The sequence below is a fragment of the Bradyrhizobium acaciae genome, assembly GCF_020889785.1.
Lineage (GTDB): Bacteria > Pseudomonadota > Alphaproteobacteria > Rhizobiales > Xanthobacteraceae > Bradyrhizobium > Bradyrhizobium acaciae.
Map to the genome: position 1 here is coordinate 1 of NZ_JACMYK010000056.1, position 21,799 is coordinate 21,799.

The window sequence follows — 21,799 nt, forward strand, 5'->3', positions numbered from 1 at the left end:
GGCGCTGCGGCTCCGGCCGCGGGTGCCAAGGCTCCCGCCGGCGGTGGCGACAAGAAGAAGTAATCGATCAGGTCGGCGCGCGATCCTCTGATGGCGCGCCGATTCGGGATGCCGCGCCATGCGCCTTTTTGTCGGTCTCGGTAATCCCGGCGCGAAATACGCCAGCAACCGGCACAATATCGGTTTTCTGGCGGTCGACGAGATTGCACGGCGTCATGGTTTCGCACCATGGCGCCGTCGCTTTCAGGGCGAGACCTCCGAAGGCGTCGTCGATCGTGAGAAGGTCGTTCTGCTCAAGCCGACCACCTTCATGAACGAGTCCGGGCGCGCGGTGCAGGAGGCGGCGAACTTCTTCAAGCTCGCGCCCGCCGACATCACCGTGTTCCAGGACGAACTCGAGCTGCCGCCCGCCAAGGTGCGGGTCAAGGTCGGCGGCGGCATCGCCGGCCATAACGGGCTGCGCTCGATCTCCGCGCATATCGGCAACGAATATCGGCGGGTGCGGCTCGGGATCGGTCATCCCGGCGTCAAGGAGCTCGTGCACAGCCACGTGCTGTCGGACTTCGCCAAGAGCGACCGGGCGTGGGTGGAGGCCTTGTGCCAGGCCGTCGCCGACAATGCCGGCCTGCTGGCTGCGGGGCACGACGCGTCGTTCGCCAACAAGGTGCATCTGACGATGCAGGCCAAGGGATTTTTCGACAAGGGTGAGAACGGCGGCGAGAAGTCGGCCTGATCCCCTTGTGGTCGCGTCCGGCACGAGGCCGGGCATGACCAAACTGGACAGAGGAAGACATGGGATTCAAATGCGGGATCGTCGGGCTGCCCAACGTCGGCAAGTCGACGCTGTTCAATGCGCTGACCGAGACGGCGGCCGCCCAGGCGGCGAACTATCCGTTCTGCACCATCGAGCCGAATGTCGGCGAGGTGGCAGTACCCGATCCGAGGCTGGAGAAGCTCGCGGCGGTCGCGAAATCCGCGCAGATCATTCCGACCCGGCTGACCTTCGTCGACATCGCGGGCCTGGTGCGCGGCGCGTCGCAGGGCGAAGGCCTCGGCAACCAGTTCCTTGCCAACATCCGCGAGGTCGACGCCATCGCCCATGTGGTGCGCTGCTTCGAGGATTCCGACATCACCCATGTCGAAGGCAAGATCGCGCCGCTCGCCGACATCGAGACGATCGAGACCGAGCTGATGCTGTCCGATCTCGACAGCCTCGAGAAGCGCGTCGACAATCTCACCAAGAAGGCCAAGGGCAACGACAAGGAAGCCAAGGAGCAGCTCGAGCTCGTCAACCGTGCGCTTGCCTTGCTGCGTGACGGCAAGCCGGCCCGCGGGATGGAGCGCAAGCCGGAGGAGGAGCGTGCGTTCCGCATGCTCGGGCTCCTGACCTCGAAGCCCGTGCTCTATGTCTGCAACGTCGAGGAAGGCTCGGCCAGGGACGGCAACAATTTCTCCAAGGCGGTGTTCGAACGCGCCAAGGAAGAGGGCGCGGTCGCGGTCGTGATCTCCGCCAAGATCGAATCCGAGATCGCGACGCTGTCGCGCGAGGAGCGTGTCGATTTCCTGGAGACGCTGGGGCTTGAAGAGGCCGGGCTCGACCGGCTGATCCGCGCCGGCTACCAGCTGCTCGACCTCATCACCTATTTCACCGTCGGCCCGAAGGAAGCCCGCGCCTGGACCATCGACCGCGGCACCAAGGCGCCCGCCGCCGCCGGTGTGATCCATACCGATTTCGAGAAGGGCTTCATCCGCGCCGAGACCATCGCGTATGAGGACTATGTCACCGGCAACGGCGAAGCCGGCGCGCGCGATGCCGGCAAGCTGCGGCTTGAAGGCAAGGATTACGTCGTCGCGGACGGCGACGTGATGCATTTCAGGTTCAATAATTGATCGTACTGTTCGGCCGCGCATAGCGCGGCCGCGAATTAGACGCCGCTCTCTCCACGTCGTCCCGGGCAAGCGAAGCGCGACTCGGGACCCATAACCACAGGGTGCAGTTGCTGCGCGGCCCTGTGGCCCCAGCTCGTTCCATCCCAACGTTCTGTGGCTATGGGTGCCTGCTTTCGCAGGGACGACACCGAGTATGCGACGCCGCTCTCGCTTCCGTTGGAAGCAATTAGCGATCCGCCCGCCCGATCACATCCATCAGCTCGGCGATCTTGCGCCGCTGGTCGGCCTTGTCGCCGGACGAGATCGCATGCTCGACGCAATGAGCCACATGATCGCGCAGGACCTCCTCCTCGACGCGGCGGAGCGCCGCGCGCGCGGCCGCGATCTGCGTCACCACGTCGATGCAATAGCGGTCTTCCTCGACCATGGTGCCCAACCCGCGGATCTGGCCCTCGATCCGTTTGAGGCGTTTTAAACAGGATGTCTTGACCTCGTCTCTCATAGGTCTCATATACCCCCATAGGGTATGCAAATCAAGAGGCCGGAATACCGGCCGGGAAGAGTTTCGTGGCACAGGCAAAGCACGACCATTCGCACGCGGATCATCACCATCATGGCGCGGCCGCGCATTTCTGCTGCGGCGGCAAGCATGATCACGAGACGACGCCGGCGGAAGCAGCGTTCGCCATCGATCCGGTCTGCGGCATGAAGGTCAATCCGGTGACCGCCAAGCATCGCTTCAGCTACAAGGGCGGGGAGTACCTGTTCTGCAGCGGCCGTTGCCGCGAGCGCTTCGAGGCCGAGCCGGACAAGTACCTCAAGCCGCGCGAGCCGGAGCCGCCGGCGCCTGCGGGCACGATCTACACCTGCCCGATGCACCCCGAGGTGCGCCAGGTCGGCCCCGGCAGCTGCCCGATCTGCGGCATGGCGCTGGAGCCCGAGCAGGTCTCGCTCGACGATGGACCCGATCCTGAACTGGTCGACATGACGCGGCGATTCTGGATCGGGGTTGCGCTGACCTTGCCGGTGTTCGTGCTCGAGATGGGCAGTCATCTCGGGCTGATGCAGCTGGTGCCGATGGGCTGGTCGAACTGGATCTCGTTCGTGCTGGCGACGCCGGTCGTGCTGTGGGCCGGCGCGCCGTTCTTCGTGCGCGGCGGGCAGTCGCTCGTCACCCGCAATCTCAACATGTTCACGCTGATCGCGATGGGCACCGGCGTTGCCTATGTCTACAGCGTGGTTGCGACCTTGGCGCCGCAGCTGTTCCCGTCGGCATTCCGCGACATGCATGGCGCCGTCGCGGTGTATTTCGAGGCGGCCGCCGTGATCACGGTGCTGGTGCTGCTCGGCCAGGTGCTGGAACTGCGTGCCCGCGCACAGACCTCGGGCGCGATCCGCGCGCTGCTCGGGCTTGCGCCCAAGACCGCGCGGCGCATCACCGAACATGGCGACGAGGATATCGACATCGACGCGATCAAGGTCGGCGATCGGCTGCGCGTGCGCCCCGGCGAGAAGGTTCCGGTCGACGGCGTCGTCATCGAGGGCAGCGCCGTCATCGATGAATCCATGGTCACGGGAGAATCGATGCCGGTCACGAAGGCCGAGGGCGCGAACGTGATCGGCGGTACCGTCAATCAAAGCGGCGGCCTCGTGATGCGCGCCGAGAAGGTCGGCCGCGACACCATGCTGTCGCGCATCGTCGACATGGTGGCGAAGGCGCAGCGCTCGCGCGCGCCGATCCAGCGGCTCGCCGATCGCGTCGCCGGCTGGTTCGTGCCGGCGGTGATCGCCGCCGCCGTGCTCGCCTTCATCGCCTGGTCGGTGTTCGGCCCCGAGCCGCGCCTGACCTTTGCATTGGTCGCCGCCGTCACCGTGCTGATCATTGCCTGCCCCTGCGCGCTCGGGCTGGCCACACCGATGTCGATCATGGTCGGTGTCGGCCGCGGCGCACATTCCGGCATCCTGATCCGCGACGCGCAGGCGCTGGAGCGGATGGAGGCGATCGACACGCTTGTCATCGACAAGACCGGTACGCTCACTGTGGGCAAGCCGAAGGTCGTGCGCATCATCGCTGCCGAAGGCGTCGACGAGAGCGATCTGCTGCGCCTTGCCGCCGGCGTGGAGCAGGGCAGCGAGCATCCGCTGGCGCAGGCGATCATCGCAGCTGCGAAGGAGCGCAAGCTCGCATCTTCCGCCGTCAGCAACTTTGCCTCGCCATCGGGCAAGGGCGCGACCGGCATGGTCGACGGCAAGCAGGTTGCGCTCGGCAACGCGCTGCTGATGATTGAGTTGAAGATTGCCACATCGGAGCTGGATCAGGCCGCCGAGGCTGCGCGGCGCGACGGTGCGACGGCGATCTACGTCGGCGTCGATAGCCGTGTCGCCGGCGTGATCGCGATCGCCGATCCGGTCAAGCCGTCTGCGGCCAGCGCGCTGCAGGCGCTGCGCGCCGAAGGCCTGCGCATCGTGATGCTGACCGGCGACAATGAGACCACCGCGCGCGCGGTGGCGAAGACGCTTGACATCGACGAGGTCGAGGCCGGCGTGCTGCCGGAGCGCAAGAGCGAGGTCGTGCAACGGCTGCGCGGCGAGGGCCGTACCGTCGCGATGGCCGGCGACGGCGTCAACGATGCGCCGGCGCTTGCCGCGGCCGATGTCGGCATTGCGATGGGCGGCGGCACCGACGTTGCGATCGAGAGCGCCGGGATCACGCTGCTCACCGGCGACCTGATGGGCCTGGTCCGCGCGCGGCGATTGTCGGTCGCGACCATGCGCAACATCCGCCAGAACCTGGCGTTCGCGTTCGTCTACAATGCAGCCGGCGTGCCGATCGCGGCCGGCGTGCTGTATCCGCTGTTCGGCATCCTGCTGTCGCCGATGGTCGGCGCGGCTGCGATGGCGCTGTCCTCGGTCAGCGTGATCGGCAACGCGCTGCGGCTGTCGAGGGTGAAGCTCGACTGAGCTTCTTACCTCGCCCCGCGTGCGAAGAGAGGTCGGATCGCATGGAGCGAAGCGAAATGCGATCCGGGTGAGGGGACCAAGGGTCTATCTCTCACCATGATTGCGGAAGCAGCCCCTCACCCCGACCCTCTCCCCGTAAGAACGGGGCGAGGGAGAATAGGTGTCACGCCGGCAGCAACAGCTGCGCGCGCCGCTCCATCTCGGCATCGAGCCAGGTTGCGAGATCCTCGCTCACCTCGACCATCGGCAGCCGCACCTCGGGGCTGTCGATCAGCCCCTGTCGCCACAGCCAGTGCTTGGCAGGCGCCGGGCTCGGTTCGGCGAACAGCAGCCGGGTCAGGCCGACGACGCTCTGCCAGGCGGCCAGCGCCGCGTCGCGCTTGCCTTGCCGCAGCAGCATGCGGATCGAAGCGAACGTCTCTGTCTCCAGATGCGCGGACAGCAGGATCGCGCCGTCGGCGCCGTCCGAGAGTGCATCGAAGGTCTGCGCATCCTCACCCGTCAGCACGCGGAAGCCTTCCGGCCGGCGGTTGAGGAAGTCGATCGACTGGGCGCGGTCGGCGCTGCAATCCTTCATGCCTGCGATGTTCGGATGTTCCGCGAGCGCCAGCAGCGTCTCGTTGGTCAGGTTCACCGCCGTGCGATAGGGAATGTTGTAGAGCACGATCGGCCACGACGCGTGATCGGCCAGTGCGTTGAAGTGCTGCACGAGGCCGCGCTGCGAGGGTCTGGTGTAATAAGGGCTTGCGATCAGATAGCCGTTGATCGGCCAGTCGGCCGTGTCGTCCAGCGCTTCCTTCATCCGGGCGGTCGAAGCGCCGGAGAGCCCGAGACAGACCGGCAGATGGCGGGAGTTGGCACTGAGCTCGTCGAGCACGACGCTGACCAGCCCCTCCAGCTCATCGGTGCTCAGCGCCATGCCTTCACCGGAGGTTGCACCGAGGATGAACCCGTCGACAGGACCGCTGGAATAGTGCCGCACGAGGCGGCGCAGCGATGTGGCATCGAGCTCGCCGCCGCGGAACGGCGTGATCAGGGGCAGCCAGAGGCCCTGCAATTGCTGGTGTAGGTCGGTCATGTTCCATCTCCTGGGAAGGCAAAGCCGGAGACGGGACCAACAAAAAACCCCGTCCAGGCGGCGGGGTTTCGGGATCGGTTTGAATGCGAAGGTGATCTTATCGCGCGCGATCTCGTGTCCCCGGGAGGGGAGCTTTTTTCGACGAGAGAGCGGCGCACGAAGTCGTGATCATGGGCGAATGATGCTGCGCTGCGAGGTTGTTGTCAATGCACATGCTGACCGGGGCGTGCGGCACGTTTTTGCATGACATGGGGGTGAAAAGACATGCGGATGAAAAAAAGCCGGGCTCGAGTGAGCCCGGCTTAAGGTATTGGCCACGTGAGGCCGACACAATCACCTTCCAAGAGGGATTACTGAACTTCCGCGCCACTGGAGGAGGGGGACATATGCGCGACGCGACCGCTCAGCATGTAAGCACTATGATCCTCATCGATGGCATGCAGCAACTATCCAGGTCGCATGTCAGTCATGCGGAGACCGGGGGCAGCACCGATATCCCTATAAACGCGCCCCATAAGGCCCGCTTAATCAGGACGGCCAGCGCTGCGCCTTGCTGACCACGAAGTCGCGGAACACCTGCACCCGGGCCACTGTCTTCAGCTCTTCCGGATAGACGAAGTAGGTGTCGAGCGCGATCGAGTCGGACTCGCCGAACAGCTGCACGAGGTTGTTCTGTTCGACCAGATAGTCCGGCAGCGCGGCGATACCGAGGCCCTGCTGGCAGGCGCGCACGAGGCCGAGGATGTTGTTGACCTTGAAGTAGGGTTCGCGCGGACCAGAGCCGTTGCGGCCGGCATCGATCAACCAGCTGCGGTTCTGCAGATGCGGCGGCACCTGAGAGTCGCCGAGCATGATGATGCGGTGCGAGTCGAGATCGTCGAGCGTCCGCGGCGTGCCGAAGCGCTTGATGTATTCCGGCGAGCAATAGGCGTGGAAGCCGATCGAGAACAGCTTGCGCTGGATCAGGTCCGGCTGGGTCGGCTTGCGGGTGCGGATCGCGACGTCGGCCTCGCGCATCGACAAATCGAGATCCTCGTCGGTGACGATCAGCGAGATCCGGATGTCCGGATAGAGCGCAACGAACTCGTCGAGTCGCGGGATCAGCCAGTTGATGCCGAGCGCCGGCGGCGTCGTGATCTTGAGGTCGCCGCTCGGCCGCTCGCGGCTGTCGGTGAGCTTGGCGCGCGCCGCCTGCAACTGCATGAACACGTCATGCGCGGTGCGGAACAGCAGGTCGCCCTGCTCGGTGAGGATCAGGCCGCGGGCGTGGCGGTGAAACAGTGAGACCGAGAGCTCCTGCTCCAGCGCGCTGACCTGGCGGGAGACCGCCGACTGCGACAGGCCAAGCTGCTCGCCGGCATGCGTGAAGCTGCCAGCCTCCGCCGCTGCGTGAAAGACCTTCAGCTTGTCCCAATCCATGTCCGTAAATCCGTCGCGAGATCGTGCCATGATTATTCCGCCGCTGCGCGATCGCTCGCGCGAAGAGCCAGGAAGCGTTCGGCCTCGAGCGCCGCCATGCAGCCGAGGCCGGCGGCAGTGACCGCCTGCCGAAAGGTTTCATCCGCCACGTCGCCCGCGGCGAACAGGCCGGGCACCGAGGTCGCCGTGGAGTTCGGCGCCACCTCGACATAGCCCGACGATTTCAGCTTGATCTGGCCTTTGACGAGCTCCGTCGCCGGCGCATGGCCGATCGCGATGAAGACGCCGTCGGTCTTGAGGTCCGTCAGTGCACCTGTCTTGACGTTCTTCAGCCGCACATGGGTGACCTTGTTCGGGTTCTCCGATCCGCAGATCTCGTCGATGGCGGAATCCCACACCACCTTGATCTTGGGATGCTTGAACAGCCGCTCCTGCAGGATGCGCTCGGCACGGAAATGATCGCGGCGATGTACGATGGTGACCTGGGAGGCGTGGTTGGTGAGGTACAGCGCTTCCTCGACCGCCGTGTTGCCGCCGCCGACCACCACGACTTCCTTGCCGCGGTAGAAGAAGCCGTCGCAGGTCGCGCAGGCCGAGACGCCACCGCCCTGGAACTTCTCTTCCGACGGAAGACCGAGCCAGCGCGCCTGGGCGCCGGTGGCGAGGATGACCGACTCGGCGAGATAGACGTCGCCGGAATCGCAGGTCAGGCGGAACGGCCGCTGGCCGAGTTCCAGCTTGGTGACGAGATCGGTGACGATCTTGGTGCCGACATGGGCCGCCTGCTTCTCCATCTGCTCCATCAGCCAGGGGCCCTGGATCACGTCGGCGAAGCCGGGATAGTTCTCCACGTCGGTGGTGATGGTGAGCTGCCCGCCCGGCTGAATGCCCTGGATCAGGATCGGTTCGAGCATCGCGCGCGCCGCGTAGATCGCTGCGGTGTAACCGGCGGGGCCGGACCCGATGATGACGACCTTGGCATGGGTAGGCGCGGGCATTTTGAGATCCCTCTCTTTTGGGGATTTTGATCAAGGACTTGTGCGGGAAGCGCCCCGGAAGCAGGTCACGGCGGCGCCAAAAGTGTCAAATCCAAGTCTAGGATATCTGGATAGCTATGCAAGAATTGCAATCCATGGCAGCGATTTTTCCCCGGAACTGAAGTCACATTCGCGAAATCGTGCGCTGCACGCGCAATAAAATTGCGCAATGCCGGCTGGCTGGGCTATGAGAGTTGCCGGCAGAACTTGCCGAACCTTCCAAACCCCAGGGAACTGTAGTCGCGTGTCGAAGAACCTTGACGAGATCGACCTCAAAATCCTCGCCGAGATCCAGGCCGATGGCCGAATCACCAATGTGGAACTCGCCAAACGCGTCGGGATCTCGCCGCCGCCCTGCCTGCGCAGGGTCCGGGCGCTGGAAGAGGAAGGCTACATCCAGGGATACCGCGGCCTGCTCGATCCGCGCCGCCTCGGCTACGACGTCACGGTGTTCGCCTCGGTGCACCTGTCGAGCCAGGCCGACGCCGACCTGCGTGCCTTCGAGAATTTCGTGCGCGCCGAGCCGCTGGTGCGAGAATGCTGGATGTTGTCGGGCGAGGTCGATTTCATCCTCAAATGCGTCGCCCCTGACATGGCGACGTTCCAGGACTTCGTCACCCATCTGACGGCCGCGCCGCATGTGCGCAATGTCAGGACGTCGCTGGTGCTGCACAATTCGAAATATGAAGCCGCGGTGCCGCTCGGACTGAAGGCTGCGGGCTGACGGGCGGAGCCCGTCATTCCGGAGCGATGCGTCGGCATCGAATCCGGAATCTCGAGATTCCCCGATGCGCGCATCTGAGGTCTGGCGCTTGCGCACCAGACCGGAATGACGTCGTTGTTGTCCGTTAGGTGAGGCTCGCTTGGAGTCGTTACCTCTTGCCCATTGCAGCATCGACGCTGATCGGGCCCGGGCCCGAGGTCGCGAGATACAGGCAAGCAAAGCAGAATGCGATTGCAAGGCTGCCGTTGTTGAGCAGCGGATAGAACCCTTTGGGGAAATGGCCCATGAAGTAGGCGAAGGCCATTTCGCCCGCCAGGATGAAGGCCACGATCCGCGAGAAGAGGCCGATCATCAGCAGCCCGCCCAGGATCAGTTCGAGCGTGCCGGCTGCTCCGATCAATGAGAACAGTTCGACTTTTTCGAACATCGTTCCGGGCGGGAATTTGAAAAGCTTGGCGACGCCGAACTGAAACAGCAGCAGCCCTGTGATGAATCGAAACAGGCTGAGCGCCAGCGGCTGAAGCTTGGATAGTGTCTGGTCCATTGTCATTTACCCCCTGTTTGACATGCTGGAACGTTGCACGATGCAGAAACACACGGTGTCCGCCACCCGAGTGTGATGTCAACACCTTGCGTCCGGAATCATTCCTCGCGCGATGGCCGTCGCGAAGGAATGCGACGGTGACACGGTGACGCGCAGCGATGCATGTTGCGACGCAATCATCCGACCCGAGTGCCGTCCCCCGACATGATTATACTGCATAAACATGTCACGGCCTCACTAGTATGCCGCGTACCCGCTCTCCACTCACATTGCTGTCAGACGCGGGGAAAACGCGGGCACAAAAAAAGCCGCGTGCAGGACGCGGCCTTTTTGCACCAGTCACATGGAAGTAACTACCGCCACTCGACCTTGGTGATCTCGTAGGCCTTGGCGCCGCCCGGCGCCATCACCTCGACGGTGGTGCCCTTCTTCTTGCCGATCAGCGCGCGCGCCAGCGGCGAGGTGATGGAGATGCGGCCCTTCTTGGCGTCGGCCTCGACCTCGCCGACGATCTGCCACACCGCCTTCTTCTCGGTGTCCTCGTCGATCAGCGTCACGGTCGCGCCGAACTTGATGGTGTCGCCGGACAGTTTCGAAATGTCGATGATGTCGGCGCGCGCGAGCTTGTCCTCGAGCTCGGCGATGCGGCCTTCATTGTGCGACTGCTCTTCCTTGGCGGCGTGATACTCGGCGTTCTCCGAGAGATCGCCATGCGAGCGCGCTTCCGCAATGTGTTCGATGATGCGCGGACGATCCTCCGACTGGCGTCGCTTCAACTCGTCCGTCAGCGCGGCGTATCCGCCCGCGGTCATCGGAACCTTATCCATCATCTTCGTCCTTCATCGTGCGCGCCCGGCAGCCGTGCACGAATATCCAGTTCAGCTAACGCAGGAATCAGGACGCAAGCGCGCCCGGAAGCCCAGTGATTTTCGGCCCCGCTAAGGGCCGTGACAACATCCAAGCGCGCGGTGAGTTCCAGCCATTCGGCTAATTGACCGCGCCGGGCCTTTAGCCCAGGCAGCGGTCAGTTTTCGGAAAAGTAACTCTGAAGCGTGCGGACCTCAAGGTCCCCGTCCCGATAGGCCCGGATCCCCCGTGCGGCCGCCACCGCGCCTGAAAGAGTGGTGTAATATGGCACTTTATGCAAGAGGGCAGCCCGCCGCAGCGAACGGCTGTCGGCCAGTGCCTGCGGACCTTCGGTGGTATTGAAGACCAGCTGGACGTCGCCATTGGTGATGGCGTCGACGATGTGCGGACGGCCTTCGAGCACCTTGTTGACCTTTTCCGTCGGCACGCCGTTGTCGCTGAGATAGCGCTGCGTCCCCGAGGTTGCCATCACCTTGAAGCCGAGCGAGTGCAACAGCCGCACCGCATCCGCGATGCGCATCTTGTCGTCGCCGCGCACCGAGACGAACACCGTGCCCTGCCGCGGCACGCGCGTGCCGCCGCCGAGCTGGCTCTTGGCGAACGCCACCTCGAAGGAGCGGTCGAGGCCCATCACTTCGCCGGTCGAACGCATCTCCGGCCCGAGCACGGTGTCGACGCCGGGGAAGCGGGCGAACGGGAACACCGATTCCTTCACGCCGACATGGTCGAGCTTCTTCTTCTTCAGCTTGAAGTCGGCGAGCTTCTCGCCGGCCATGATCCGCGCCGCGATCTTGGCGACCGGGGTGCCGATCACCTTGGCGACGAACGGCACGGTGCGTGACGCGCGCGGGTTGACCTCGAGCACGTAGATCTCGCCGTCCTTGATGGCGTATTGCACATTCATCAGGCCGACCACGTCGAGGCCGAGCGCAAGCTCGCGGGTCTGCCGCTCCAGTTCCTCGATGGTCTGCGCGTCGAGCGAATGCGGCGGCAGCGAGCAGGCGGAGTCGCCGGAGTGGATGCCGGCCTCCTCGATGTGCTCCATGATGCCGACGATGAAGGTGTCCTTGCCGTCGCAGAGGCAGTCGACGTCGACTTCGGTCGCATCGGACAGATAGCGGTCGAACAGCAGCGGGTTCTTGCCGAGCACGGTGTTGATCTGCCCGGTCTTGTCGTTCGGATAGCGTGCCTTGACGTCGGCGGGCACGAGCTCAGGCAGCGTTCCCAGCAGGTAGTCGTTGAGCTGGGTCTCCTCGCGGATGATCTGCATCGCGCGGCCGCCGAGCACGTAGGACGGACGCACCACCAGCGGCAAATCGAGATCGGCGGCGACCAGGCGGGCCTGCTCGACCGAATAGGCGATGCCGTTCTTCGGCTGCTTGAGACGGAGCTTGTCGAGCACGCGCTTGAAGCGGTCGCGGTCCTCGGCGAGGTCGATCGCGTCAGGCGAGGTGCCGAGGATCGGCACGTCGGCGGCTTCGAGCGCGCGAGCAAGCTTCAGCGGCGTCTGGCCGCCGAACTGCACGATCACGCCGTGCAGGGTGCCGTTCTTGCGCTCGGTCGCGATGATCTCCAGCACGTCCTCGGCGGTGAGCGGCTCGAAATACAGCCGATTGGCGGTGTCGTAGTCGGTCGACACCGTCTCCGGATTGCAGTTGACCATGATGGTTTCGTAGCCGGCGTCCTCGAGCGCGAAGCAGGCGTGGCAGCAGCAATAGTCGAACTCGATGCCCTGACCGATCCGGTTCGGCCCGCCGCCGAGAATGATCACCTTCTTGCGGTCCGACGGCGCGCTCTCGTCGGCGAGCTCGCCGGCGAACGGCCGCTCATAGGTCGAATACATGTAGGCGGTGGGCGAAGCGAACTCCGCCGCGCAGGTGTCGATGCGCTTGAACACCGGGCGCACCCCGAGCGCATGGCGCTTGGCGGTAACGTCGGCCTCGGTGCTCTCCGTCAGCACGGCGAGCCGTGCATCGGAGAAGCCCATCGCCTTCAGCGTCCGCATTCCGAACGCATTCGGCGGCAGGCCGTTGTTGCGGACCTTGTCCTCCATCTCGACGATGGCGCGCATCTCCGCGAGGAACCAGGGGTCGATCTTGCAGGAGTTGAAGATCTCCTCGTCGGTCCAGCCGAGCCGCATCGCCTGCGCGACCTGCAGGATGCGGTTCGGCGTCGGCGTGCCGAGCGCAGCGCGGATCGCGTTCTTGTCGTCGCCGCGGCCGAGCCCTTCGATCTCGATCTCGTCGAGGCCGGTCAGCCCGGTCTCGAGCCCGCGCAGGGCCTTCTGCAGGCTTTCCTGGAAGGTGCGGCCGATCGCCATCACTTCGCCGACCGACTTCATCGAGGTCGTCAGCGTGGAGGAGGCGCCGGGGAATTTCTCGAACGCAAAGCGCGGAATCTTGGTGACGACGTAATCGATGGTCGGCTCGAACGAGGCGGGGGTGGCGCCGCCGGTAATGTCGTTGGCGATTTCGTCGAGCGTGTAGCCGACCGCGAGCTTGGCCGCGACCTTGGCGATCGGGAAGCCGGTGGCCTTCGACGCCAGTGCCGAGGAACGCGACACGCGCGGATTCATCTCGATCACGACCATGCGGCCGTCGACCGGGTTGATGCCGAACTGGACGTTGGAGCCGCCGGTCTCTACCCCGATCTCGCGCAGCACCGCCAGCGAGGCATCGCGCATGACCTGGTATTCCTTGTCGGTCAAGGTCAGCGCCGGCGCGATGGTGATGGAATCGCCGGTGTGCACGCCCATCGGATCGAGGTTCTCGATCGAGCAGATGATGATGCAATTGTCCTTCTTATCGCGCACCACCTCCATCTCGTACTCTTTCCAGCCGAGCACGCTTTCCTCGATCAGCACCTCGTTGGTCGGAGAGGCGTCGAGCCCGCGCTCGATGATGTCGAGGAATTCTTCCTTGTTGTAGGCAATGCCGCCGCCGGTGCCGCCCATGGTGAAGGAGGGACGGATGATCGCGGGCAGGCCGATCTCGGACAGCGCCATCAGCGCCTCGCCGAAGGCGTGCTCCTGATAGCGTTTGCGGCGGTCGTTCTCGCCGAGCGTCCACTGCCGCTCGAGTTCCTCCAGCGCAGCGCCGGACAGTTTCTCGCGTTCAGCGAGGTATTTGTCGCGGTAGGTTTTCTTCAGCGCCGAGGCGTTGGCGAGCCGCGATTTCGGCGTCTCGAGCCCGATCTTGGTCATGGCCTCGCGGAACAGCTGGCGGTCCTCGGCCTTGTCGATGGCGTCAGCGGTTGCGCCGATCATCTCGACGTCGAACTTGTCGAGCGTGCCCTGACGGCGCAACGACAGCGCGCAGTTCAGCGCGGTCTGGCCCCCCATGGTCGGCAACAGCGCAAAGCCGCCCGGCATGACGTTGCGCTCCTTCTCGATGATCTTGCCGACGATTTCGGGTGTGATCGGTTCGATATAGGTCGCGTCCGCCAGTTCCGGATCGGTCATGATGGTGGCCGGATTGGAATTGACGAGGACGACGCGGTAACCCTCCTCCTTCAGAGCCTTCACCGCCTGCGTGCCGGAATAGTCGAATTCGCAGGCTTGGCCGATCACGATGGGACCGGCGCCGATGATCAGGATGGTGGAGATGTCGGTTCTTTTGGGCATCAGCTCTCGCGGACTGGAATTTGGGCACAAAAAAAGGGCGCGCTGGTCGCGCGTCCCTCGGGCCTAGGAGCGCGATCCCTCGCGCGCGGGTGGTCTTTAGACCAGTTTCCGCACCCGCGAAACCCCCAAAAACACCCAATCAACCGTGATTCTGGGGGAAAATCCGCATTCGGCGTATGCTTGGTTTGGGGGTGCTCAGGGGCGGGGATGTGGTTGGCCGGGCCCGGCTTCGCCCTGCGGGCTACGCCGCGGCAGCATTCGCTACGAGACGGCTTGCCGAGCCGAAGCTGCGTGGGCAGCGAAGGCTGGAGGCCCGGCCTGGATTTGAACCAGGATAAACAGTGTTGCACCACTGCCGCGTCGACGCTTCCGCCACCGGGCCGAGTGGATCATTGCTGATTATTTCAGCGTCCGCCACGTTTACTTTTGGTTAACCCTAATATCTTGTACAACCCCTGATCAATGGTGCGCCACGAATGTCATCCGCCACGGATTGTGCCCGATGTTGCGCGGCGCGCGCGTGGCGCTGAAGCCGGCGGCGCCGAGCTTTTTGATCATCTCGTCCTCGCGGTAGCGCTGTAATCCGATCTTGGTGCGCAGCTGCCGGTAATCGGACAATGCCGTCGAGGCGAGCCCGACCAGCGCATCGCGCAGGAAGCCGTGGGCCGCCGCAAAGCGCAGCAGTGCGATGACGTCCCTGATCATGCCGACTTCGGGCCGCAGGATATCGCCGAGCACGAAACGGCCCGAGGGTTTCAGCAGGCGATGGATCACGTCGAATGCGTTGTCGAGCTCCTGCGGCGTCATGTATTGCGCCACCGAATTCATCACCACGAGGTCGATCGAGTCGGCGTCCATGTGCTTCAGATCATCGAGCGAGCGGACGCGGATCCTGGTATCGGGTGCAAAGCGCGCGACCAGGCGGCCACGTACGCCGGGCGCGGGCTCCGCCAGATAGAGCTGGGTGCAGGCATTGGCGACCTTCGCCGCCGACAACGCCTCGCCGCACGCATAGTCGAGCACCACGGCGTCAGGCGAGGTGATGTAGCCGATGATGTCGTTTGCGATGACCTGGAAATGCAGGTCGCGGTGCAGTCGGCTCGCATAAATCGTATGTGTGGAATCGTAATAATCGATCCATTCATCCATCGCGTTTGGTATCCGGCAGAACGTGTTCCTGGCCTCAGGAACGGGTGGGCTGATGATGCGTTAGCGGTCCGGCGGCCAATGTTCAATGCGCCGAAATACGGGGTTCCTAACAGGAAGGTTTACCGTGAGCAAAGCCAAGAGTGACACCAGGACCGACAAGATCTCGCCCGATCTCGACACGCCGAGCGATCTGCCGCAGGCTGCGGTGGAGACGATCTCGGCCTCGCTCAACACGCTTCTGGCCGATGCCTTTGCGCTTTATTTGAAGACCAAGAATTTTCATTGGCATGTCAGCGGCCGGCACTTCCATGATTACCATTGCTGCTGGACGAACAGTCGGACGCGATCTTCGCGACCACCGACCAGATCGCCGAACGGGTGCGCAAGCTCGGCGGCGCGACGCTGAGGTCGATCGGCGACATCGCCAAGCGTCAGACCATCAAGGACAATGACGAGGACTATGTCCCGCCGCGCGAAATGCTGCGCGAGTTGATGGAAGACAACAAGCACATCGCGGCTGCGATGCGCAAGGCGCACAAGCTCGCCGACGACCATGAGGATTCCGGCACTGCCGGCCTGCTCGAAACCTTCATCGATGAAACCGAGCGCCGCACCTGGTTCCTGTTCGAGGCCAGCCGCCAGGAAGGCAGCAACGCGGCCTGAATTTCACCCTCTCCCCTTGTGGAAGAGGGGGGCTTCGATGGGATCGGCTCGCATCTGTCGATGCGAGCCACCTTGTCCCACGAGGGGAGAAGGGAAAGAGGCAGCACGCCAGAACGTCAGCGCTTCCACAGCCGCACCAGAGGCCCGTCTTTGCCCATCACCGGATCGGTCGCCGGGATCGCGACCAGCGGGATCGTCTTCAGCGCCTTGACGTAGTTCTCCGGCGTCGGCCGTTGCAGGTCCATCGGCGGACCCGGCGGATAGGCGCCGACCACGGAAAAATCGTCGCTCGCCGAGAGGCATTGATGCCCGGTGCCGGCCGGCAGGATCGCGACGTCGCCGGCCGTGATCTCGAGTGCTCGCCCGTGCTCGCCGCCGAATTGCACGCGCGCGCTGCCGCGGGCGACGCCAAGCACCTCGTGCACGGTGGCGTGGTAATGCGGGAAGTCGTAGACGCCGTTGCGCCACATCGCGCCCCAGCCATGCTTGCCGAACAACTGCTCGATCGTGGCCTCGGGATTTTTGCCGACATCGACCGTGCCCTTGTAAACCAGGAACGGCATCGGATTGTTCGGCACCAGCCCGTCGTCCTCGAAGACGATGGCAAGCGGCTCGGCCCCGGCTTTGACTGCGGACATGTGACCCTCCGGCGCGTGTGAACGAAAGATTATCCGTGCAGCAACCCGTTGTCAGCGTGCCGCGTTCCTCCTGAAACGGTCGAGCTCCAGCTCGTCCTCATCAGGTTCCTTTGGGCAGCTCGAACACCAGGCAGGTGGTGGTCGCATGCGCGAGCAGCTTGCCCTTGTCGTCGGTGATGCGTGCTTCGGCGGTTGCAACACGGCGGCCGGCGTTGAGGACGTGGCCTTCGGTGCGGATCGTGCCGGTGTCCTGGCTCATGCCGCGGACGAAGGAGATCTTGAACTCCAGCGTGGTATAGCCGAAACCCTTCGGCAGCGTGGTCTGCACCGCGAGCCCCATCGCGGAATCCAGCAGGATCGCGGCGTAGCCGCCATGCACGGAGCCGATCGGGTTGTAGTGTCGCAGGCCGGGGATGCTGTGGATCACCACATGGCCGGTCTCGGCTGAGCAGTCGAACGGTTCGACCGTCTCCATGATCGGCGGCTCCGGCAGGGTGCGGGCGAAGATGCCGCGCACGAAGTCGAGCCCCGGCATCGACGCCATCACCGCCAGCGAGGAGACGCCGTAGGTGGGTTTCGGGGCGGCGCTGTCGGTCATTGGTAAAATCTCCGTCATTGCGAGTGGAGCGAAGCAATCCATCGCTCCATGCGGGGATAGATGGATTGCTTCGTCGCTTCAGTGCAAAATTGCTTTTGCAATTTTGTCACGAGCTTCCTCGCAATGACGGAGTGTTAGGCCGCGCTCTTCTTCTGCCGCATCAGGTCGGCGAAGCGCTGGAACAGATAGTGCGAGTCGCGCGGGCCGGGCGAGGCCTCGGGGTGGTACTGCACCGAGAACACCGGTTTGCCGTCGAGCGCGATACCGCAATTGGAGCCGTCGAACAGCGAGATATGGGTCTGGGTCGCGCCGGCGGGCAGTGTCGCCTGGTCCACCGCAAAGCCGTGGTTCATCGAGGTGATCTCGACCTTGCCGGTGGTCTCGTCCTTGACCGGATGATTGGCGCCGTGATGGCCCTGATGCATCTTCATGGTCTTGGCGCCGACGGCGAGGCCGAGCATCTGATGGCCGAGGCAGATGCCGAAGGTCGGCGTCCCCGAAGCGATCACCTCCTGGATGACGGGCACGGCATATTTGCCGGTGGCGGCGGGGTCGCCGGGGCCGTTCGACAGGAATACGCCGTCGGGCTTCATCGCCAGGATGTCCTCGGCCGCGGTCGTTGCCGGCACCACGGTCACCTTGGCGCCGACGCCGGCGAGCAGGCGCAGGATGTTGCGCTTGATGCCGTAGTCGATCGCGACCACGTTGAATTCCGGCGCGGTCTGCCGGCCGAAGCCCGTGCCCCACGCCCAGGGCGTCTCATCCCAGGTGAAACGCTGACCGGAGGTGACCATCGGCACCAGGTCCATGCCCTCGAGGCCGGGCCATTCGCGGGCCTCTTCCTTCAGGCCGTGCAGGTCGAACTCACCGCTTTTCGCGTGCGCGATCACTGCGTTGGGCATGCCCTTGGAGCGGATCAGCGCGGTCAGCGCGCGGGTGTCGATCCCGGAAAGGCCGATGATGCCGCGTGCCCTCAACCATTGGTCGAGGTGGCGGGTGGCGCGGTAGTTCGACGGATCCGTGATCGCCGAGCGCAGGATCACGCCGCGCGCGCCTGGCGTCGCGGCCATGTTCACCGTCTCGATGTCTTCCTCGTTGGTACCGACATTGCCGATATGCGGGAAGGTGAAGGTGATGATCTGGCCGGCATAGGACGGATCGGTGAGGATCTCCTCATAGCCGGTCATCGCGGTGTTGAAGCAGACCTCGCCGACGGCGTGGCCTTCCGCGCCGAGACCGAAGCCTTCCAGCACGGTACCATCGGCGAGCACAAGGAGCGCGGTCGGTTTGTGGTCCGGCCAGGCGGGAGCGTTTTCGGGGGTTGTCATGAGCCCTTTAAATAGTCGCCGCACCCTGCGGCGTCAAAGCGAAAGGGTACGGATTCACACGGCAATCCCGGTCGATTTGACAGGCCGGAACGGCCTTTTAATCTAAAGTTCCTTGAAGCGGCCGTTTGCTTGCCGAAAATGACCCGGTCCGGAGCTCCCGCATGGACAATTCGATGCCGATCCTGCTCGTCCCGGGCGTCATCTGCTCGCCGCGGATTTTCGCCCCGGTCATCCCGGCGCTGTGGCGATGCGGGCCGGTCACGGTCGCCAACCATGTCAGGGACGACAATATGGGGGCGATCGCCCGCCGGATCCTGGCCGAGGCGCCGCCGCGTTTTGCGCTCGCCGGGCATTCGATGGGCGGCTACATCGCCTTCGAGATCATGCGGCAGGCGCCCGAGCGGGTCGCGAAACTGGCGCTGATGAGCACCCAGGCGCGGGCCGACACGCCCGAGGCAACCGCACGCCGCCGCGGCATGATCGAGCGCGCCAAGAGTGGTCAATATCGCAGCGTGGTCGACGAGCTGTTTCCGGGCTTCGTGCATCCGTCGCGACAGGGCGATGCAGGCCTGCGCCAGGTTGTTTATGATATGAGCGAGGACGTCGGCGCCGAGGCCTTCATCCGCCAGCAGAACGCGGTGCTCAGCCGGCCGGATTCGCGGCCGAGCATGGCCTGGATCAAGTGCCCGACCCTGGTGCTGACGTCAGATGCCGACAACACCGTTCCGAATTCATTGTCCGACGAGATGGCCAACGGCATTCCCGGGGCAAAGCTCGTGGTGCTCGCCGATTGCGGTCACCTGCCGCAGCTGGAGCAGCCTGTGGCCTGCGCCGATGCGCTGGTTGAGTGGCTGCGGAATTAAGGAGCCGGCACTGAGTGGATAGCGGGCGCATGCCGGCCGCGTCACGGTACCAGCCGAGAGGTTGTCGGCGCCGCCCCTGATGGCTGCATGGCCCGCACGAGCTTGATGAATTCGACCGTCGCGGGCGACAGCGTGCGATGGCGCCGCGCATACAATGCGAAGGTCGCGCTAATGGCCAGGTCCCGGATCCTGAGCACCGTGAGGCCGCTGTCCTCGGTATGGCGAGCGAGCAGCGCGTCGGGCGCCCAGCCGACCGCATCGCTGTGAAGCACCGCCTGCACCATTGCCGAGAAGCTTCCGACCGAAACGCGCGGCATAAGCTCTTGGTCCGGCGAGACGCTCAACGCGATCTTGCCGAACTTTCCGAGATTGCGGCGGGCAAGCGCTCTGGAGAGCGGCGGGCCGGCGAATGGATAACCGAGGAAGTCTTCCGGTTTGACGCCACGACGCCGCGCCAGCGGATGCGTACTCCGGCAGAACAGGGACATCGGTGTCGTGGCCAGAATCTCGCTGTCCAGATTGTCTCGTCCCTCGGCCTCCGCAGCGTCGGCAATGGCGATGTCGGATAGTCCCTCCGATACATCGTCGACCGCCCGCTTGCTGTCGAGTGTGCGCAGCACGCATTTGAGCTTGGGGTGCGCTCCCGCCAGCCGCCCCAGCGCCTGCGGCGCCCACAACTCCGCCGGAAACACGCTTGCGCTGACCGTGATCCCGCCGGTTTCGAGGCCTCGTGCGAGATCGATCTCCCTGACCAACTCGGACATCTCCTGCATGACTGTCCGGCCCTGTGCCAGCACGATCGCGCCGAACATGGTTGGCTCCAGCGTGCCGGCGCCGCGATCGAATAGGCGTACCCCGAGTTCGTCCTCCAGCGCCTGCACACTCTTGGTCAGGGCGGATTGCGTCACGCCGAGGACGTTCGCGGCGCGCGTGAAATGACGGTGCTCGGCCAGGGCGCGAACCATCTGAATCTGTCGGAGCGTCGGCATGAAATATACTCATATGATGAGTAATATTATGAATTTGACATATATCGAGCCCGAGCGCTACCGCGGGCGAAACCAACTCATCCAGGGAGGGAGTTTCGATGACCGGACGTTCAACGATGGTCGGCATTGTGATGGCCGCGACGATGGGGCTCGGCACCGACGCCGCGCTGGCGCAACAGCAGCCGCCGCTGAGTGCCGCAGATTCCGATCCCGTGAAGATGGGATGGATGATCGGCTCGCCGCCGCCCGCAGACAAGCTCATCCAGTTTTCCAACGGCTCGCACTTCAGCTTTCCGCAGACGCGCTGGTCGTTCACGAATTTCCGCCGTTTTTTGCCGACGAGCAACGTCTGGCGCGGCGACGGTGCCGCATCGCCGCTGCCGCGCGCCGAACGGTCCGACATCGACGCCGTGACCTTTCAGCCGTTCGGCCAATCCGGGACCATGACGTGGGCGGAATCGCTCGCGGCCAACTACACCGACGCGATCGTCGTGCTCCACAGGGGCAAGATCGTCTACGAGCGCTATTTCGGCGTGATGAGCCCGCATGCCACGCACATCGCGATGTCGGTGACCAAGTCCTTCTTCGGCACGCTCGGCGCCACCTTGGTTGCCGAGGGCAAGCTCGACGAAAAGGCGCTGGTTTCGCAATATATTCCGGAGCTCAAGGACACCGCCTACGGCGATGCGACCGTGCGGCAGGTCCTGGATATGACTGTCGGCGTCAAATATTCCGAGAACTACGCCGATCCCAAGGCCGAGATATTCGACCATGTGCGAGCCGGCGGTCTCGTGCCGCGGCCGCCCGGCTATAGCGGGCCGACCAGCTTCTACGGCTTCCTCAAGACGTTGAAGAAGGAAGGTCAGCACGGCGAGGCATTCGCCTACAAGACCGTCAACAGCGACGTGCTCGGCTGGCTGATCCGTCGGGGGTCCGGCAAGACCGTAGGCGAACTGCTTTCCGAGCGCATCTGGCAGAAACTCGGCATGGAGCAGGATGCCTACATGCTGATCGACAGCGAGGGAACGGAATTCGCCGGTGGCGGGCTGAATGCGACCGTCCGGGATCTGGCACGTTTTGGCGAGATGATGCGGCTTGACGGCGCCTACAACGGCCAACAGATCGTGCCGAAGGCCGTCGTCGACGATATCCGCAATGGCGGCAGGAAATCCGATTTCGAGAAGGCCGGCTACAAGACGCTTCCGGGCTGGAGCTACCGCGACATGTGGTGGGTTAGCCACAATGAGCACGGCGCCTTCATGGCGCGTGGCGTCAACGGCCAGGCGATTTACGTCGATCCCAGGGCCGGGATGGTGATTGCCCGCTTCGGCTCGCACCCGCTCGCGGCCAACGCGTTCAACGATCCGACGACGCTGCCGGCATTCGATGCGCTGGCCAGGCATCTGATGCAGTGACGTTGCCCGGTTCG

The 21,799-nt window shown here is 64.3% G+C and carries 18 protein-coding genes, 1 tRNA gene and 1 pseudogene; 7 read left to right on the forward strand and 13 right to left on the reverse strand.

Translation table 11 applies throughout. From position 1 onward, the window contains the following. The first annotated feature begins 118 nt into the window (after positions 1 to 118). Both pth and ychF read left to right on the forward strand, forming a co-directional pair. Positions 119 to 733, forward strand: a complete 615-nt coding sequence (gene pth / locus H8A92_RS21265) for an aminoacyl-tRNA hydrolase (RefSeq protein WP_229197554.1) — start codon at positions 119 to 121, stop codon at positions 731 to 733. A gap of 59 nt (positions 734 to 792) precedes the next feature. Then, the gene (ychF, locus tag H8A92_RS21270) at positions 793 to 1,890 is read left to right on the forward strand and encodes a redox-regulated ATPase YchF (protein ID WP_229197555.1); all 1,098 of its coding nucleotides are present in this window, start codon (positions 793 to 795) and stop codon (positions 1,888 to 1,890) included. Positions 1,891 to 2,116: 226 nt separating this feature from the next. Here ychF and H8A92_RS21275 read toward each other — a convergent pair whose 3' ends face one another. Continuing rightward, entirely contained in the window at positions 2,117 to 2,392 is a 276-nt protein-coding gene (locus H8A92_RS21275) for a metal-sensitive transcriptional regulator (protein ID WP_229197556.1), read from the reverse strand. A 65-nt stretch (positions 2,393 to 2,457) separates the two neighbouring features. Between H8A92_RS21275 and H8A92_RS21280 the strand changes: the two genes are divergently transcribed. Next, complete coding sequence (locus H8A92_RS21280; RefSeq protein ID WP_420831350.1) at positions 2,458 to 4,851, forward strand: heavy metal translocating P-type ATPase; 2,394 nt, start codon at positions 2,458 to 2,460, stop codon at positions 4,849 to 4,851. A gap of 163 nt (positions 4,852 to 5,014) precedes the next feature. Here the strand turns inward: H8A92_RS21280 and dapA are convergent, their stop codons facing one another. The 3 genes from dapA to trxB all read right to left on the reverse strand — a co-directional run bounded on the left by dapA (position 5,015) and on the right by trxB (position 8,346). Next, positions 5,015 to 5,929: a 4-hydroxy-tetrahydrodipicolinate synthase gene (gene dapA, locus H8A92_RS21285; protein ID WP_229197557.1), complete on the reverse strand. Its 915-nt coding sequence runs from the start codon at positions 5,927 to 5,929 to the stop codon at positions 5,015 to 5,017. A gap of 528 nt (positions 5,930 to 6,457) precedes the next feature. Continuing rightward, a complete protein-coding gene (locus H8A92_RS21290) occupies positions 6,458 to 7,378 on the reverse strand; it encodes a LysR family transcriptional regulator (RefSeq protein ID WP_029081982.1) in 921 nt (306 codons plus the stop codon). Between the two features lie 2 nt (positions 7,379 to 7,380). After that, a complete protein-coding gene (gene trxB, locus H8A92_RS21295) occupies positions 7,381 to 8,346 on the reverse strand; it encodes a thioredoxin-disulfide reductase (RefSeq protein ID WP_229197558.1) in 966 nt (321 codons plus the stop codon). A 283-nt stretch (positions 8,347 to 8,629) separates the two neighbouring features. Between trxB and H8A92_RS21300 the strand changes: the two genes are divergently transcribed. After that, the gene (locus H8A92_RS21300) at positions 8,630 to 9,109 is read left to right on the forward strand and encodes an Lrp/AsnC family transcriptional regulator (protein ID WP_029081984.1); all 480 of its coding nucleotides are present in this window, start codon (positions 8,630 to 8,632) and stop codon (positions 9,107 to 9,109) included. Between the two features lie 148 nt (positions 9,110 to 9,257). Here the strand turns inward: H8A92_RS21300 and H8A92_RS21305 are convergent, their stop codons facing one another. The 5 genes from H8A92_RS21305 to H8A92_RS21325 all read right to left on the reverse strand — a co-directional run bounded on the left by H8A92_RS21305 (position 9,258) and on the right by H8A92_RS21325 (position 15,291). Further along, complete coding sequence (locus H8A92_RS21305) at positions 9,258 to 9,653, reverse strand: DoxX family protein (protein ID WP_163155164.1); 396 nt, start codon at positions 9,651 to 9,653, stop codon at positions 9,258 to 9,260. Between the two features lie 353 nt (positions 9,654 to 10,006). Further along, positions 10,007 to 10,480 carry a transcription elongation factor GreA gene (gene greA, locus H8A92_RS21310; RefSeq protein WP_089025704.1) on the reverse strand — a complete coding sequence of 158 codons (474 nt, stop codon included), beginning with the start codon at positions 10,478 to 10,480 and terminating at the stop codon, positions 10,007 to 10,009. A gap of 197 nt (positions 10,481 to 10,677) precedes the next feature. Continuing rightward, the gene (carB, locus tag H8A92_RS21315; RefSeq protein ID WP_229197559.1) at positions 10,678 to 14,142 is read right to left on the reverse strand and encodes a carbamoyl-phosphate synthase large subunit; all 3,465 of its coding nucleotides are present in this window, start codon (positions 14,140 to 14,142) and stop codon (positions 10,678 to 10,680) included. A 306-nt stretch (positions 14,143 to 14,448) separates the two neighbouring features. After that, positions 14,449 to 14,524 (reverse strand) — tRNA-OTHER (locus tag H8A92_RS21320). Between the two features lie 77 nt (positions 14,525 to 14,601). Continuing rightward, positions 14,602 to 15,291: a class I SAM-dependent methyltransferase gene (locus H8A92_RS21325; RefSeq protein WP_163153166.1), complete on the reverse strand. Its 690-nt coding sequence runs from the start codon at positions 15,289 to 15,291 to the stop codon at positions 14,602 to 14,604. 124 nt (positions 15,292 to 15,415) lie between these two features. On the opposite strand from H8A92_RS21325, the pseudogene H8A92_RS21330 reads away from it, so the two are divergent. Beyond that, a pseudogene (locus tag H8A92_RS21330) lies at positions 15,416 to 15,954 on the forward strand (Dps family protein). A 116-nt stretch (positions 15,955 to 16,070) separates the two neighbouring features. Here H8A92_RS21330 and H8A92_RS21335 read toward each other — a convergent pair. The 3 genes from H8A92_RS21335 to carA all read right to left on the reverse strand — a co-directional run bounded on the left by H8A92_RS21335 (position 16,071) and on the right by carA (position 18,518). Then, on the reverse strand, positions 16,071 to 16,592 hold the full coding sequence (locus H8A92_RS21335; protein ID WP_229197560.1) for a cupin domain-containing protein: 522 nt from the start codon (positions 16,590 to 16,592) through the stop codon (positions 16,071 to 16,073). A 100-nt stretch (positions 16,593 to 16,692) separates the two neighbouring features. Beyond that, complete coding sequence (locus H8A92_RS21340; RefSeq protein WP_229197561.1) at positions 16,693 to 17,190, reverse strand: PaaI family thioesterase; 498 nt, start codon at positions 17,188 to 17,190, stop codon at positions 16,693 to 16,695. Positions 17,191 to 17,324: 134 nt separating this feature from the next. Next, positions 17,325 to 18,518 carry a glutamine-hydrolyzing carbamoyl-phosphate synthase small subunit gene (carA, locus tag H8A92_RS21345; protein WP_229197562.1) on the reverse strand — a complete coding sequence of 398 codons (1,194 nt, stop codon included), beginning with the start codon at positions 18,516 to 18,518 and terminating at the stop codon, positions 17,325 to 17,327. Between the two features lie 161 nt (positions 18,519 to 18,679). Here carA and H8A92_RS21350 point away from each other — a divergent pair, with 161 nt between their 5' ends. Beyond that, the gene (locus H8A92_RS21350; RefSeq protein WP_229197563.1) at positions 18,680 to 19,381 is read left to right on the forward strand and encodes an alpha/beta fold hydrolase; all 702 of its coding nucleotides are present in this window, start codon (positions 18,680 to 18,682) and stop codon (positions 19,379 to 19,381) included. A 41-nt stretch (positions 19,382 to 19,422) separates the two neighbouring features. On the opposite strand, the gene H8A92_RS21355 is transcribed toward H8A92_RS21350, so the two are convergent. Beyond that, entirely contained in the window at positions 19,423 to 20,370 is a 948-nt protein-coding gene (locus tag H8A92_RS21355) for a LysR family transcriptional regulator (protein WP_229197564.1), read from the reverse strand. Between the two features lie 98 nt (positions 20,371 to 20,468). Between H8A92_RS21355 and H8A92_RS21360 the strand changes: the two genes are divergently transcribed. Further along, a complete protein-coding gene (locus H8A92_RS21360; RefSeq protein ID WP_420831351.1) occupies positions 20,469 to 21,785 on the forward strand; it encodes a serine hydrolase domain-containing protein in 1,317 nt (438 codons plus the stop codon). The last annotated feature ends 14 nt before the right edge of the window (positions 21,786 to 21,799 follow it).